Raw genomic sequence first — 14,222 nt, forward strand, 5'->3', positions numbered from 1 at the left:
AGTTATGGGTCAGAAAGTTCATCCTAATGGTATTCGCCTAGGTATCACTAAGCCATGGAATGCAACCTGGTTCGCGAATACAAAAGATTTTGCCGATAACCTGCACAGTGATCACCAGGTTCGTGAATTACTTCGCAAGAAGCTGAGCAATGCATCAGTTTCTCGCATCGTAATCGAGCGTCCTGCGAAGAGCATCCGTGTCACCATTCATACTGCACGCCCAGGCGTGGTCATCGGTAAGAAAGGTGAAGATGTTGAGAAGCTGCGTCAAGCAGTTTCAAAATTGACTGGCGTGCCAGCTCAAATCAACATCTCAGAAGTGCGTAAGCCTGAATTGGACGCACAACTGGTTGCGGAAAACATTGCTGGTCAGCTGGAACGTCGTGTTATGTTCCGTCGCGCGATGAAGCGTGCGGTACAGAACGCAATGCGTCTTGGCGCCAAAGGTATCAAAGTGGAAGTTAGCGGTCGTTTAGGCGGTGCAGAGATTGCCCGTACTGAATGGTACCGTGAAGGTCGCGTACCACTGCACACATTGCGTGCAGACATTGATTACGCAACTGCTGAAGCAAATACCACTTACGGCATCATCGGTGTGAAAGTTTGGGTCTTCCGTGGTGAAGTACTGGGCGGTATGCCAGTCGAAGAAAAGCCACAAGCTCCAGCCAAACGCCCTAAAGGCCGTAAGTAAGGAGATACTAAATGTTACAACCAAAGCGTACTAAATTCCGTAAGGTCCATAAGGGCCGCAACCGTGGTATGGCGCAAGCAGGTAACAAAGTTAGCTTCGGTACTTTCGGATTGAAAGCTGTTGACCGTGGTCGTATGACTGCGCGTCAAATCGAAGCGGCTCGTCGTGCCATGACGCGTCACGTTAAACGTCAGGGTAAAATTTGGATCCGCGTTTTCCCTGATAAGCCAATTACTCAAAAGCCTCTTGAAGTGCGGATGGGTAAAGGTAAAGGTAACGTGGAATACTGGGTAGCTCAAATTCAGCCAGGTCGTGTCCTGTATGAAATCGACGGTGTCTCGGAAGAGCTGGCGCGTGAAGCGTTCACTCTTGCGGCACGTAAGCTGCCATTCAAAACCATCTTTGTATCTCGGACGGTGATGTAATGAAAGCGAACGAACTTAATGATAAAACCGTTGAGCAGCTGCAAGAAGAATTGCTGGGTTTGCGTCGTGAGCAGTTTAACCTGCGCATGCAAGCAGCGACTGGTCAGCTGAATCAAACTCACATGTTGAAGCAAGTGCGTCGTGATATCGCACGTGTGAAAACTATTCTGAATCAGAAGGCAGGTGCGTAATGGCTGATGAAAAACGTGTTCGTACTCTGCAAGGTCGTGTTATTAGCGATAAGATGGACAAGTCTATCACTGTTGCTATTGAGCGTCGGGTTAAACACCCTGTATATGGTAAGTACATTTCTCGTACGACCAAATTACACGCACACGACGAAGACAACTCGTGCAAGACTGGCGATACCGTGATTATTCGCGAAACTCGTCCAGTATCTAAGACTAAGTCTTGGGCACTTGTTGAAATTGTAGAGCGCGCAGAAGTTATCTAAACACTAGATAGCAAGATGTGATCATAAAAGGCTTCCGTTCTGGAGGCCTTTTTTTTGATCTAAACTCGCATCTTATGCATAAGTTTCTATAATTAATGGAAATAAAAAAACCAACAGGAGTAAGACGCATGGAATCTTCCGATAAAGCACGTCTGAATCCACCCGTTTTTTATAGTGCGGCTGGTCTTATCTTTATCATTCTTTTATTAACTTCTTTTTTCCCTGAAGGTGCCAATGAAACTCTAGACGCCATTCAGTCAGCGATCATCACAAATGGTAGCTGGTTTTACGTAGCAGCTGTAGCTCTTATACTGCTCTCCGTCTTATACCTTGGCTTCTCCCGTTTCGGTACCATTAAATTAGGACCGGACCATTCTGCTCCCGATTACTCGAACCTAACCTGGTTCTCAATGCTGTTTTCTGCCGGTATGGGTATCGGTTTAATGTTTTTCGGTGTAGCAGAGCCGGTGATGCACTTTCTTTCGCCGCCCGTTGTTGAATCAGGAACCACGGAAGCTGCGCGCGAGGCAATGAAAGTGACCTTTTTCCACTGGGGTCTTCATGCTTGGGCTATTTATGCAATTGTGGCGCTTATTTTGGCATTCTTCGCCTACCGTCATGGTTTGCCTCTAACCTTGCGCTCAGCTTTGTATCCAATGATAGGCGAGCGTATCTATGGTCCCATCGGTCATGTGGTCGATGTTTTTGCGGTAATAGGTACCGTGTTTGGTGTTGCAACGTCACTTGGTTTTGGTGTGGCGCAGGTGAATTCAGGGTTAGGCTACTTATTCGGTGTCCCGGTATCCACCACGGTTCAGGTCATGCTAATTATCGGGGTAACCCTGTTAGCGATTATTTCGGTGACCACGGGCCTGGATAAAGGCATCCGCCGATTATCTGAGTTAAACATGGGATTAGCGGTACTATTGTTAATCTTTGTGCTGGTTGCTGGTCCTACCGTATTCTTACTCCAAGCGTTGGTGCAAAATACGGGGTCTTACATTTCAGAAATAGTCAGCAATACATTTAATCTGTTCGCTTATGAAAAAAGTGACTGGATTGGTGGTTGGACAGTTTTCTACTGGGGTTGGTGGTTAAGCTGGGCTCCTTTTGTTGGCTTATTTATTGCCCGCGTATCTCGAGGTCGTACGATTCGCCAATTTGTTCTTGGCGTATTACTCGTGCCTTCAGGCTTTACCATGATGTGGATGACGTTCTTTGGTAATTCAGCCATTGAGTTGATTTTGAACCAAGGAATGACCTCGCTTGCTGAGCAAGTTCAAAATGATGTTCCTGTGGCACTGTTTGCCTTCTTAGAGAGCTTTCCATTTAGTGATTTCCTGGCCGGCCTGGCTACGCTGATGGTCATTGTTTTCTTTGTAACCTCCTCGGATTCCGGGTCGATGGTCGTCGATATGCTTTGTTCGAATGGGCGTGATGATACGCCAATTTGGCAACGTATCTTTTGGGCCGGTGGTGAGGGTGTTGTCGCCATCGTGTTGTTACTTGCGGGCGGCTTGGCTGCCTTGCAAACCATGACGATTGCGAGTGCGTTACCGTTCACCATAATATTATTGTTCGCAACCTACGGTCTTATTAAAGCTCTAAGGATTGACGTGCACAAAAAGGATGCGCTGCAGAATAACTATCTGACAGGCACCGCCACTAGCACGAAGAATTGGCGTGAACGTTTGCACAATATTATCGATTTCCCAAGCCAGCAGGTCGCACAGCGCTTTTTAACGCAAGTGGTCAAACCCGCACTAAATGAAGTGGCTGAGGAAATGCGTGAGAGCGATATGGTTGTAAAAATCGAAGAGGACGACGGCGAGCAAATGATTTTCCGCGTGGTCCATGGTGATGAGATAGACTTTGTTTATCAGGTTCATTTAGTGAGCCACATCCGGCCTGCGTTTATTCATGCTGAGGAAGAGCAACCGCAACACCCACGTGATGTCTCGGAAGAAGAGAAGTACTACCGTGCCGAAGTACACTTGCGCGAGGGTGGTCAGGATTACGATATCCTTGGTTGGTCACGTGAAGCCGTGATTGGCGATGTTATCGACCACTATCACAAACACATGCATTTCTTGCACGTGTTGCGTTAAGAGAGGGAGGTCAATGATGAAGAAGCAACTACTCGCAATCTGTATAGGTGCGGTTCTGAGTACTCCCGCACTGGCGCAGCAACAAGGTGACAGCGAAGTGACCGCGACACAGCTGCAGGAAGTCATGCAGCAAATGCAGCGTTTGCAAAAACGTGTCGAGGAACTGGAAGCGCAACTGGCGGCTAAGCAAGAACAGGACGTGGAAGTTACTGAAGAAATCGCTCTTGAGCGCTCTCCTCGAGCCGAAGAGGTTGCGCCGCGTAAGCGGATCAACGCGAATACCGCTCTCCAGGCCCGGGTTGAACGTCTCGAAGAAGATATTCAGGCTGCCGAAAATGCACCCATCACCATTGGTGGTGCGGTGCGCACTCAGTTTGTCTGGGAAGATTATAATGAAGGTAACAAAGACCGCGGTGGCGACATCGATTTTGACCTGCTGCGTCTTGATTACAGCGGCACCATTGGTGACGTGATCCTGTCGGCGCAGTATCGCTGGTTCCAGTATATGGAGTCGGTACAACACGCGTGGGTCGGCTATAACTTCAATGACAACTGGCAGGGGCAAGTGGGGATCACCAAAGTCCCCTTTGGTAACACCCCATATAACTCGAATAACTATTTCTTCAGTTCCAATTTCTATGTTGGTCTGGAGGATGACCATGACGCCGGCATTAAGCTCCGTTATCGTGATTCGGAATGGGATTTCGATATCGCTTTCTTCAAAAATGATGAGCAAGGCGGAGTTGATGGCTATGTCAGCAACCGTGAAGATCGTTATGCCTATGATCCACTAGGGGTGCGACTAAGCGGCGAAGGTATCTATGACACGCCCGACTTAGCGGTCGGGGAAAGCAATAGTTTCGCTGCCCGCGTGGCGCGCAAGTATGCGCTAAGTGATGGTCGTAGCTTTGAATGGGGTTTGTCCGGACAAATGGGCAAGATGAACGACGGTTCCGATGATGTTGGCGACCGCAGTGCATTCGCGGTGCATGGTGTTTATAACGTCGATCGCTGGACCTTTATGGGACAGGTGAGTCAGTACGATTACGACATGGACATGGCGAACGAGGGGATTGTTGTCGGTGCTTATGCGTTTTACGATACCATTCCGAGCAAAGCCACCTTGTATACTGCCAATATTGCATACAGCCTGCCAGTCAAGATCGGTCCGATTTCAAACCTGACCTTCTACAACGATTACAGTCTGATGACGGATAAACGCGGTGGCGGTGAAGATACGGTGATGAACGTACTTGGCATGGCCGTGTCAGCGGGTGGCTTGTACACCTATTTCGACTTAGTCACGGCGAAGAATCAGCCCTTCGTTGGCGGTTCAATGGCTGGTAACGCAACAGATACCAACACCCGCTTTAACATTAATATAGGCTACTACTTCTAACCCCCCTTGATTTCACTGTCTGGTGCGCGTGACACTTGCCGCCAGACAGTGAAATCAGTACAGTGGACTAATTCAAACACCCGTTTAAGTTGAGGTCACTGTGGCAAGCGCTTATCCCCACCTGTTAAAACCTCTGGATTTAGGTTTTACGCAAATTAAAAACAGAGTCCTGATGGGCTCCATGCATACCGGTCTGGAAGAAGAAAAAAACGGTTTCGAGAAGCTGGCTGCATTTTATGAGGCGCGCGCAAAAGGTGGTGTCGGGTTAATTGTCACGGGAGGCATCAGCCCCAACTTCCGTGGTCGTGTACAGCCCTTTGGCTCAGAGTTAAGCCGGCCATGGCATGTCGCCAAACATCGGCAAATCACTGCAGCCGTGCAGCGCCACGGTAGCAAAATCTGTCTGCAAATTTTACACACCGGACGCTACGCGTATCATCCGTTTGCGGTAGCGCCGAGCAAACTCAAGGCGCCGATTTCTCCCTTTACGCCTAAAGCCATGTCCGATCGGCAAATTCGAAAGACCATCAAACATTTCGCACGTTGTGCCAGGCTCGCACAAAAAGCCGGCTACGACGGCGTTGAAGTCATGGGCTCTGAGGGTTACCTGATTAATCAGTTTTTATGTCCCCGCACCAACAAGCGCACGGACAAGTGGGGCGGCTCATTTGCCAACCGCTCGCGCTTTGCTTTGGCAATCATGAAAGCTGTGCGTGAAGCAGTTGGCCCGGATTTTATTATTATCTATCGCTTGTCGATGCTCGACCTGGTGCCCGGAGGGCATGAATACGACGAAGTTATCGAACTGGCCAAAGCCATCGAGGCTGAAGGCGCGACCCTAATTAACAGCGGTATTGGCTGGCATGAAGCGCGCGTGCCCACCATAGTGACGTCGGTACCGCGTGGCGCCTTTAGCTGGATTACCGCGCGTGTCCGCGAACAGGTATCGATTCCAGTGGTGGCGGTCAATCGTATTAATACGCCTGAGATCGGAGAGGAGATTCTGGCGAAAGGCGAGGCTGATATGGTCTCTATGGCACGACCTTTGCTCGCCGATGCGAATTTTGTGGCTAAGGCAGAAGCGCAGCAGAGCGACCGCATCAATACTTGTATCGCCTGTAACCAGGCATGCCTGGATCATGTCTTTGAAAACAAACGCGCCAGCTGTCTGGTGAATCCTCAGGCCTGCTATGAAACAGAGCTGATGATGCCCCCGGCAACGCAGAAGAAGCGCATAGCGGTGGTGGGTGCAGGTCCTGCAGGACTGGCTTTCTCCTGCTACGCGGCAGAACGTGGCCACGAGGTGCATTTGTTTGAGTCCAATAATGAGATTGGTGGCCAGTTTAATTACGCGAAGCAGATCCCGGGCAAGGAAGAGTTCCATGAGACCCTCCGTTACTTCGGGAACCGACTTATGGATACCGGTGTCAACCTACATCTGGGCTCTTCGCAAAGTGCTGAGTCACTGTTAGCGGGCCGCTTTGACGACGTCGTATTAGCCACTGGAGTAGTGCCCCGGGCGGTGTCACTGGAAGGCATCGAGAGCGATAAGGTGATGAGTTATGTCGAAGTACTTCGCGATCATAAACCCGTGGGTAAGAAAGTGGCGCTGATTGGTGCCGGCGGCATCGGCTTTGATGTGGCAGAGTATTTAACCACCAGTGTCTCGCCGACCTTAAACCCTGATGAGTGGTCAGCAATCTGGGGCGTTGATAAGACATATCAGGAACGTGGCGCATTGAGCCAGCCGCAGCCTGAATCCTCGGACCGTGAGGTGTGGCTGTTACAACGTAAAACCAGCAAAGTTGGTAAGGGTCTTGGTAAAACATCCGGCTGGGTGCATCGGGCGACACTGAAGAAAAAAGGCGTCCACATGATTCCGGGGGTGACCTATCAGCGTATTACTGACGAAGGACTTTGGATCGAAGTGGACGGCGAGCAACAATTACTTGAAGTCGATAACATTATCACTTGTGCGGGACAGTTACCGCTACGTGATTTGCAGCATGACCTTGAAGTTGCCGGGCAGTCGGCGCATTTGATCGGTGGCGCTGATGTCGCCGCCGAGCTCGATGCGAAGCGCGCCATTCGACAGGGTGCAGAACTGGCGGCAGCATTATGAATCAGGCGTCCAAACACCTCTATGATCTGCATTGTCACAGCCATTTTTCTGATGGTGAACTGGCGCCCGCTGATCTAGTGCAGCGGGCAGCAGCTCATGGTGTCACCCATCTCGCGCTCACCGATCATGATACGGTTGCCGGTCTCGAGCAGGCTGCCGAGGCAATTGCAGCCCATGAGCTTGAACTTGAATTGATCAGCGGTGTTGAGATCACCTGTCGCTGGCAAGGTTTTGAAATCCATTTGGTCGGCTTGCAGGTCGATGCGGAGCATCCGGCACTGCTGGACTTACTGCAGCGGCAACAGCAGTTGCGACATCAGCGTTATCAAACCATGCTTGAGAAACTGCACAAGGCTGGGATTGATGTGACACCACCTATGGCTGCAGAATTGACCATGCCCACGCGCAAGCATTTAGCCGAGGCGCTGGTTGAGCAAGGTTGGGTCAAAGATTTTGAGAGTGCCTTCCAACGTTATCTTGGCAAAGGGCAACAGGCTTACGTGGCGACCGACTGGAGCGATCTGGAAAGTGCCATAGCTGCGGTGCATGCTGCTGGCGGTAAAGCTGTGCTTGCTCACCCGCACGCCTATCAGTTAAGTAACAAGTGGTTAAGAAAATTGCTGCGGGAAGCGAAAAACTATGGCTTAGACGGTCTTGAAGTGGCCATCAGTCAACAAAGTCCGGGGCAGCGCCTGGCATTAGCGACAATGGCGAAGGAACTTGGTCTGGCAGCTTCTGCGGGCTCGGATTTTCATGGGCCGCGGCCATGGCGCGAGCTAGGCAAAAATCTTTGTCTACCGCCAGACACTGTGCCAATATGGAGTCAATGGAGTCCATCAACAGTTTAACCTGAGGTTGATCAGTAAACATGAGTCAGTATTTCACGATCCATCCGGAAAATCCGCAACCGCGTTTAATTCAGCAGGCCGTAGAAAAGGTCATGCAAGGGGGCGTCATGGTGTATCCGACGGATTCCGGTTATGCCATTGGTTGTCGTATTGGCGACAAAAATGCTATGGAACGGATCTGTCGCATCCGGGAGATAGAAAAAGAGCATCATTTTACCTTGATGTGTCGCGATCTGTCCGAGCTGTCCATCTATGCTCGTGTCGATAATGTGGCCTTTCGGTTGTTGAAAAATAATACGCCAGGCCATTACACCTTCATTTTAAAAGCCACGAAGGAAGTGCCTAAGCGCTTGCTCAATCCGAAGCGCAAAACGATCGGTATCCGGGTGTCGGACGACCCTATTACCATGGCATTGCTGGAGACCCTTGGCGAACCTTTGATGTCGACCAGCTTGATCCTTGGCAACAATGATTTCGCAGAGTCTGATCCCCATGAAATCAGAGAGCGGCTGGAGCGACAGGTGGATGTTATCGTTGATGGTGATCATCGCGGTGAAGCGCCGACCACAGTGGTAGATTTGGCTGACGATGTGGTGAAAGTAACACGGGTTGGCTCCGGTGACCCTGCTCCTTTTGATAAGCTTGGCTAATCATGGCCGGGTCGACAGCATCACCGCAACAGCACTCCTTGCCGCTCGGTTTTGTTCGTGGTGAACCTTTATTAGATAAACCTGAAGATCTTTACATCCCGCCAGATGCCCTTGAATTGATTCTGGAGAGCTTCTCCGGGCCTATGGATCTGTTGTTGTATCTGATCCGGCGGCAGAAACTTGATATCGTCGACCTGCCTATCTTACCCATTACCCGACAGTACATGGAATATGTCGAAATGATGAAAGAGCTCAAACTTGAGCTCGCAGCGGATTATCTGGTCATGGCAGCCATGCTCGCTGAAATCAAAAGCCGTATGTTGTTGCCGCGGCCACCCGCTGAAGATGAAGAAGAGACTGATCCGCGCGCTGAGTTGGTGCGCCGTTTGCAAGAGTACGAAGCGATTCGGACCGGCGCAGGTTATCTGGATGAAATGCCGCAGACCGAGCGCGACTTATTCGTGGTGCAGGCTGAGACGGACGCTAAAGACCTGGTAAAACAACATCTGCCCGATATCGCTCTGGCAGAGTTGGCAGTGGCGTTCAGTCGCGCCATGGCGCAGGCAGAATTGCAGAATCATCACCAGATCCACCGCGAAAAACTATCAACCAGGGAGCGAATGAGCAGAATTCTGGATTTATTGCAGACCAAGCAGCGCCTGCGCTTTGCCGATTTATTCGAGCCCAGTGAGGGGAAGCAGGGTGTTGTGGTAAGCTTTTTAGCGATACTGGAGCTGAGCAAAGAAGCTCTAGTCGATGTGGTTCAGGTTGATGCGTTCTCTGAAATTCATATCACGACCCGCGAGCAGGTTTATGCAGAATCAACAGATTAAACAAATCATTGAAGCGGTGCTATTTGTTGCTGATACGCCCTTATCCGTAGCGCAGCTGAATGATTATCTTCTTGAGCATGGTATGGACGCAACCCGCAAGACTGTGCGTGAAACCCTGGAGGAATTGCAGCGCGATTATCAAGAGCGTGGCGTGCAACTTTATGAGGTAGCTTCAGGGTACAGATTTCAGACGCGGGCAGAATTAGGTGGTATAATCGCTGGTCTATGGCAAGAGAAGCCCCCGCGCTATTCGCAGGCGCTGCTGGAAACTTTAGCCTTGATTGCGTACCGACAGCCGATCACCCGTGGCGATATCGAAGAGATCCGCGGTGTTAGTGTCAGTTCGCAAATCATGAAGACATTACAAGAGCGTGGTTGGGTAAAAGTCGTAGGTCATCGGGAAGTTCCTGGCAGACCACAGCTGTATGCGACCACCAGTGAGTTCTTGGATTATTTTAACCTGAAAGATCTATCTGAGTTACCTGCTATTCCAGAGCCCCCGGCAAAGGCATCGAATACAGGGCCCATTACTCAAGAGAGACCCGCTGAGACAGCGACCGAAGAGAGTGAAAGTGCCCCATGAGTGAAAAGTTACAAAAAGTTTTAGCCCGTTCAGGGCATGGTTCGCGGCGTGAATTAGAGGCTAAGATCGCTGCGGGTCGAGTGAGTGTCAATGGCCAGGTTGCGACTTTGGGTGAGCGTATCGATACTGACGCTAAGGTTCGCATTGATGGCCACGAAGTAGCGATTAAACCGCCCGAAGATGTGGTTTGCCGCGTGCTCATGTACCATAAGCCAGAAGGTGAATTGTGCACCCGTAAAGATCCCGAGGGTCGTCCTACGGTGTACGACAGTCTGCCACGAGTGCAGGGCTCACGCTGGGTTGCTGTTGGTCGTCTCGACGTGAATACGTCGGGGTTATTACTGTTCACGACGGACGGCGAACTGGCGAATCGGTTAATGCATCCCGGGCACCAGATTGAACGTGAATATGCGGTACGCGTATTTGGTGAAGTCGATGATGCTATGCTGCGCAAGCTTAAAAAGGGCGTTCAGCTTGAAGATGGGCCTGCCTCGTTTAAAGAAATCAAACGTGGTGGTGGCGAAGGAATGAATCAGTGGTATCGCGTCGTCTTAACCGAAGGACGTAACCGTGAAGTTCGCCGTTTGTGGGAGTCCCAGGGCGCTACGGTAAGCCGCCTGATGCGGGTTCGCTACGGTAATATCAAGCTTGAACAAGGTCTGCCACAAAGTGGCTGGGGCGAACTCTCCTTAGAGCAAATTAATTATTTGCGCGAGATGGTTGGTCTGTCTCCTGAAGATCGCAGCTTTGTTGATCCACGCCGCAAGGAAACTCGGCAAAAACGTTATGCGCGTGCTCGCCGTAGTCAGGCCAAACGCCTGCAAGAATCGAAGCAACGCACCCGTAAGTAAATGAAACTGCTCGCCGATTGGCAATCTGCTGGGCCACTGCTAATGCTGTGGCCTTATCGCGATGATGTCTGGCGGGGCCAGGCAGCGCCGGTGCAGCGCCAGCTGCTGCAAGCACTGACAGCTATCGCGCAACACCATCCCGTTTGTCTCGGCGTTCATCCGCCGCAACTCCACAGTGCTTTAAGTCTGGTCCCTGCCGGTATTCCCTGCTTCCCGATTGCCTACGATGATATCTGGGTGCGAGATATCGCGCCCTTGTACCTGTCCTATGCGCAGCAGGTGACTGCCATCGCTGGCGCATTTAACGGCTGGCAGGGCATTAACGCCCAACACCAACGTGATCGACGCTTTGCCCGCCGTCTGACAGCGCGCCATGGCCTGCGGCTGAACGCTTTGCCACTGGTTTTTGAGCCTGGCATGCTCAGCCATGACGGCAACGGGACTGCGGTGGTGCATGGCCGCAGTTTGCAGGCTCGCAATCCTGCGAAAAGGCGCAGCGAGCTTAGTCAGCTGCTGAGCAAAAGCTTTGGCTTTTCGCGTATGATCTGGTTAGAGAATGCGTTAGCCGCCGATGAAACCGGCGGACATACTGATAATCAGCTGCAATTTATAGCTGAGGACACTATCGCGTTCGTCAAAAGCAGCACGGACGAGTGCTGGAATCGTGAACTGCGGCGGCTCAGGCAAAGCGATTGGGCAAAAGAGTACCGCTGGCTTGAGTTACCAGCGGCGCGGCCGGTATCCGATCCTGCATTGAACTATGCAGATGTACGTCGCCGGCCTGGGGTGTTACAACGTGGAGCCGCTCCACTGCTATGCAGCTACGCCAACCTGGTTCGTTTGCCCACCGCGTTGGTGGTGCCGCAGTTTGGCCTTACTGACGACAGCAAAGCTGTTGACGTGCTGCAAAGGGCATTTCCAAAGCTTGCTATTGTGGCTGTCGATGCCATGGAGTTTGTAAGGGGAGGCGGCGGACCACATTGTCTCACCGCAACCCTACCTGACTCCTGCCGGATGGCATCTTATAACGCCTGACTGAGACGATAAACGACTTCAATACGAGCTTCGACGGCTTGCTGCCCAGGTAAGCTGACGTCGGCTTGCATTTCCGCTGCAGGAACACGATAGCGTGTCACCGGCGCCTGATTAGAGCTTTCGCGGATATCCTGTACACCCATAATCGTGACTCCCGCTGTCAGTGCCAGTTGCTCGGCTTTCGTACGAGCTAATTCCAGTGCTTGGGTCAACGCCTGCTGGTAGAGCTCATCAGCGTTACTGATCGTTAACTGTGGCTCACTGACGCGCTGCACTCCGTTGTTCAGGGCGTACTCAAGAAAAGGGCTGTGCTGTTCAGGATCGTGAAAATCAATCACCATACGCCGCGAGACCTGATAACCAGTTAAATGCTGCTGACCGTCGTCATAACGGTACTGAGGTGTGATACGGATCGCAAACGACTGGATGGCAGTGTCGCTGATGCCTTGCTCACGAAGGTAGCTCAGTAAGTTGGCAGTAATCTTATCGACTTCGGTTTTCAGCGCCGGGATATCCTGACCCAGGCGCTCGACGGAAAGGCTAAGCTGCAATCGATCAGGTACGGCTGCAACGGAAGCCGAGGCGCTGACAGCTACGGTGGGTGCTGCGGTACTGTGCGTCGCTGCGGGAACTTGTGGCTGACAACCGGCCAGGGCTAAAGTAGTGGCAATGATGAGGAGTATGAATACACGTTGCATGATTAAGTCCTTTTTTCTAAACAGGTATGAGTTGAGAGTGTAAACTGCAAAAATAATTCCATTGCAGGAGTGGTTTATGAGTAATGAAGAACAGCAGCAAGCAGACGAAACTGTGGTCAGGCTACTGGGACGTCGCGAGCACAGTGCCCATGAGTTGCGGCAAAAGTTACGTCAGCGAGGCTATGCTGACAGTATCATTAAACAGTCATTGGCGACTGCTCAGGAGCATGGCTGGCAGTCCGATGAACGCTATGCCGAAATATGGTTACGGCAAATGTTAAGTAGCGGCAATGGCTGGATGAAAATTAAGGCTGCTGCCGGCGCAAAAGGAATTACTGAAGAGCTGTTGCAAAGGTTGACCGATGAGGCGGCACCAGACTGGACGGAGCTATGCTATGAGCGGCTTAATCGCAAATTTGGCGAGCAGCCTCCGGAAACCCGCCAACAACGCGATAAAATTATGCGTCATCTGCAAAGCCGCGGCTTCCGTTTCGATGAAATCAAGGCTGCGCTGGAACGCCAGCAGCAGCCCGAGTAACAAATTAGGTAAAGATCTAGCTTTAAGGGGCGTGGATATGACCCCGACCGTTTTTATAATCTATGGTTAACACGAAATGCTTAAGTACATCATAGCCGAGAAGACCATCGATCTTTACTCCACGTACGCGCGAGTTCAGCTCTGAGCGGTTTTTACCAAAGTCTGCCCGTACACCCTCTTTTGGCACAGTGACGCGCACATCGGCTAAGTCAAAGGGACCAAAACCCAGTAGCGGTAACGGGAATGATTCAACTTCGGCGATCTGATTAACGCCTTTTGAGAGATGCTTTGTGGTCGGATAATTCTCAAGCCAACCGTGTTTCTCAGCGATTTCACGCTGCAGATAAATCCCGGTTGAAGCGCCCGTATCAAGTATCAGCCAGGCTTCTACTTCGTTATTCAGATTGATCTGGACAATAGGCTGGTCGTAATCACGACGCGATCGCATTGGCAGATTTTTAACATTAATCATGTCGATGGAGTCATGGTCAATCAGGCGCAAGCGACTATTAGGATAATCAAACTGGAACACATACTTGTCCATCACAGGAGCACCTATAATCAGCGCGACATCGCTACCGGCAAAATCGCCCGCAACATAATCCAACGCAAGGCTCTGGCCGAACATCTCCGTGGGGACGTCACGAAAGACATCACGTTCGCTTTTGCCATGCACGCCCTGGATCATTATTTTTCCGCGTAGCTTTTGCAGTTCAAGCTGGTGATGGTCAACGAAACTTTGATTGATAAGATTGATAGATGCACCGGAGTCCATGATCGCATAGGTGTCAATTCCAGCGACCTGGACTTGCATCATTACTTGTCCGTTACGATGTTCGAAAGGTATCCATTGGGAAACCCCCGCTGTGGCCGTTGCGGAGAGAATGAGAAAAGTTAGCAAAAGTAGTAAGCGCACAAAAAGTCCTTTTTATTTTAGTTTAAATTGGATTGCCTTATGGGCCAGGTCAAGCGCTTAAAGTTACCTTG

16 protein-coding genes are annotated in these 14,222 nt (G+C 51.0%); 14 read left to right on the plus strand and 2 right to left on the minus strand.

Features of this window, described 5'->3' with window-relative positions; translation table 11 throughout:
• Window positions 1-4 precede the first annotated feature (4 nt).
• The 13 genes from rpsC (at window position 5) to J6J28_RS11105 (ending at window position 11,999) form a co-directional block, all read left to right on the plus strand.
• Complete coding sequence (rpsC, locus tag J6J28_RS11045; RefSeq protein ID WP_301721751.1) at window positions 5-691, plus strand: 30S ribosomal protein S3; 687 nt, start codon at window positions 5-7, stop codon at window positions 689-691.
• A gap of 11 nt (window positions 692-702) precedes the next feature.
• Window positions 703-1,116, plus strand: a complete 414-nt coding sequence (gene rplP, locus J6J28_RS11050) for a 50S ribosomal protein L16 (RefSeq protein WP_126762622.1) — start codon at window positions 703-705, stop codon at window positions 1,114-1,116.
• Window positions 1,116-1,307, plus strand: coding sequence for a 50S ribosomal protein L29 (rpmC, locus tag J6J28_RS11055; protein WP_126754486.1), 192 nt, complete (start codon window positions 1,116-1,118; stop codon window positions 1,305-1,307). The genes rplP and rpmC overlap by 1 nt, the downstream gene beginning before the upstream one ends.
• Complete coding sequence (rpsQ, locus tag J6J28_RS11060; protein WP_301721754.1) at window positions 1,307-1,570, plus strand: 30S ribosomal protein S17; 264 nt, start codon at window positions 1,307-1,309, stop codon at window positions 1,568-1,570. The genes rpmC and rpsQ overlap by 1 nt, the downstream gene beginning before the upstream one ends.
• 128 nt (window positions 1,571-1,698) lie before the next feature.
• Window positions 1,699-3,678, plus strand: a complete 1,980-nt coding sequence (locus J6J28_RS11065) for a BCCT family transporter (RefSeq protein WP_301721755.1) — start codon at window positions 1,699-1,701, stop codon at window positions 3,676-3,678.
• A 13-nt stretch (window positions 3,679-3,691) separates the two neighbouring features.
• Window positions 3,692-5,077, plus strand: coding sequence for a carbohydrate porin (locus tag J6J28_RS11070; RefSeq protein ID WP_301721756.1), 1,386 nt, complete (start codon window positions 3,692-3,694; stop codon window positions 5,075-5,077).
• 100 nt (window positions 5,078-5,177) lie between these two features.
• Window positions 5,178-7,199, plus strand: a complete 2,022-nt coding sequence (locus tag J6J28_RS11075) for an oxidoreductase (protein ID WP_301721760.1) — start codon at window positions 5,178-5,180, stop codon at window positions 7,197-7,199.
• The gene (locus J6J28_RS11080) at window positions 7,196-8,047 is read left to right on the plus strand and encodes a PHP domain-containing protein (protein WP_301721761.1); all 852 of its coding nucleotides are present in this window, start codon (window positions 7,196-7,198) and stop codon (window positions 8,045-8,047) included. Before J6J28_RS11075 ends, J6J28_RS11080 begins: the two co-directional genes overlap by 4 nt.
• Before the next feature lie 20 nt (window positions 8,048-8,067).
• The gene (locus J6J28_RS11085; RefSeq protein WP_301721762.1) at window positions 8,068-8,697 is read left to right on the plus strand and encodes an L-threonylcarbamoyladenylate synthase; all 630 of its coding nucleotides are present in this window, start codon (window positions 8,068-8,070) and stop codon (window positions 8,695-8,697) included.
• Between the two features lie 2 nt (window positions 8,698-8,699).
• The gene (locus J6J28_RS11090) at window positions 8,700-9,530 is read left to right on the plus strand and encodes a segregation and condensation protein A (RefSeq protein WP_301721764.1); all 831 of its coding nucleotides are present in this window, start codon (window positions 8,700-8,702) and stop codon (window positions 9,528-9,530) included.
• On the plus strand, window positions 9,511-10,113 hold the full coding sequence (gene scpB, locus J6J28_RS11095) for an SMC-Scp complex subunit ScpB (RefSeq protein ID WP_301721765.1): 603 nt from the start codon (window positions 9,511-9,513) through the stop codon (window positions 10,111-10,113). Before J6J28_RS11090 ends, scpB begins: the two co-directional genes overlap by 20 nt.
• Entirely contained in the window at window positions 10,110-10,964 is an 855-nt protein-coding gene (gene rluB, locus J6J28_RS11100) for a 23S rRNA pseudouridine(2605) synthase RluB (protein ID WP_301721766.1), read from the plus strand. Before scpB ends, rluB begins: the two co-directional genes overlap by 4 nt.
• On the plus strand, window positions 10,965-11,999 hold the full coding sequence (locus J6J28_RS11105; protein WP_301721768.1) for an agmatine deiminase family protein: 1,035 nt from the start codon (window positions 10,965-10,967) through the stop codon (window positions 11,997-11,999).
• Here J6J28_RS11105 and J6J28_RS11110 read toward each other — a convergent pair.
• A complete protein-coding gene (locus tag J6J28_RS11110; protein ID WP_301721769.1) occupies window positions 11,987-12,697 on the minus strand; it encodes an SIMPL domain-containing protein in 711 nt (236 codons plus the stop codon). The two genes, J6J28_RS11105 and J6J28_RS11110, sit on opposite strands and share 13 nt — an antisense overlap.
• A 76-nt stretch (window positions 12,698-12,773) precedes the next feature.
• On the opposite strand from J6J28_RS11110, the gene J6J28_RS11115 reads away from it, so the two are divergent.
• Window positions 12,774-13,235, plus strand: a complete 462-nt coding sequence (locus tag J6J28_RS11115; RefSeq protein ID WP_301721770.1) for a regulatory protein RecX — start codon at window positions 12,774-12,776, stop codon at window positions 13,233-13,235.
• 22 nt (window positions 13,236-13,257) lie between these two features.
• Here the strand turns inward: J6J28_RS11115 and J6J28_RS11120 are convergent, their stop codons facing one another.
• On the minus strand, window positions 13,258-14,052 hold the full coding sequence (locus tag J6J28_RS11120; RefSeq protein WP_301721771.1) for an aspartyl protease family protein: 795 nt from the start codon (window positions 14,050-14,052) through the stop codon (window positions 13,258-13,260).
• Between the last annotated feature and the right edge of the window lie 170 nt (window positions 14,053-14,222).

Origin of the sequence: Pseudidiomarina terrestris, from assembly GCF_030466375.1 — a bacterium.
Lineage (GTDB): Bacteria > Pseudomonadota > Gammaproteobacteria > Enterobacterales > Alteromonadaceae > Pseudidiomarina > Pseudidiomarina terrestris.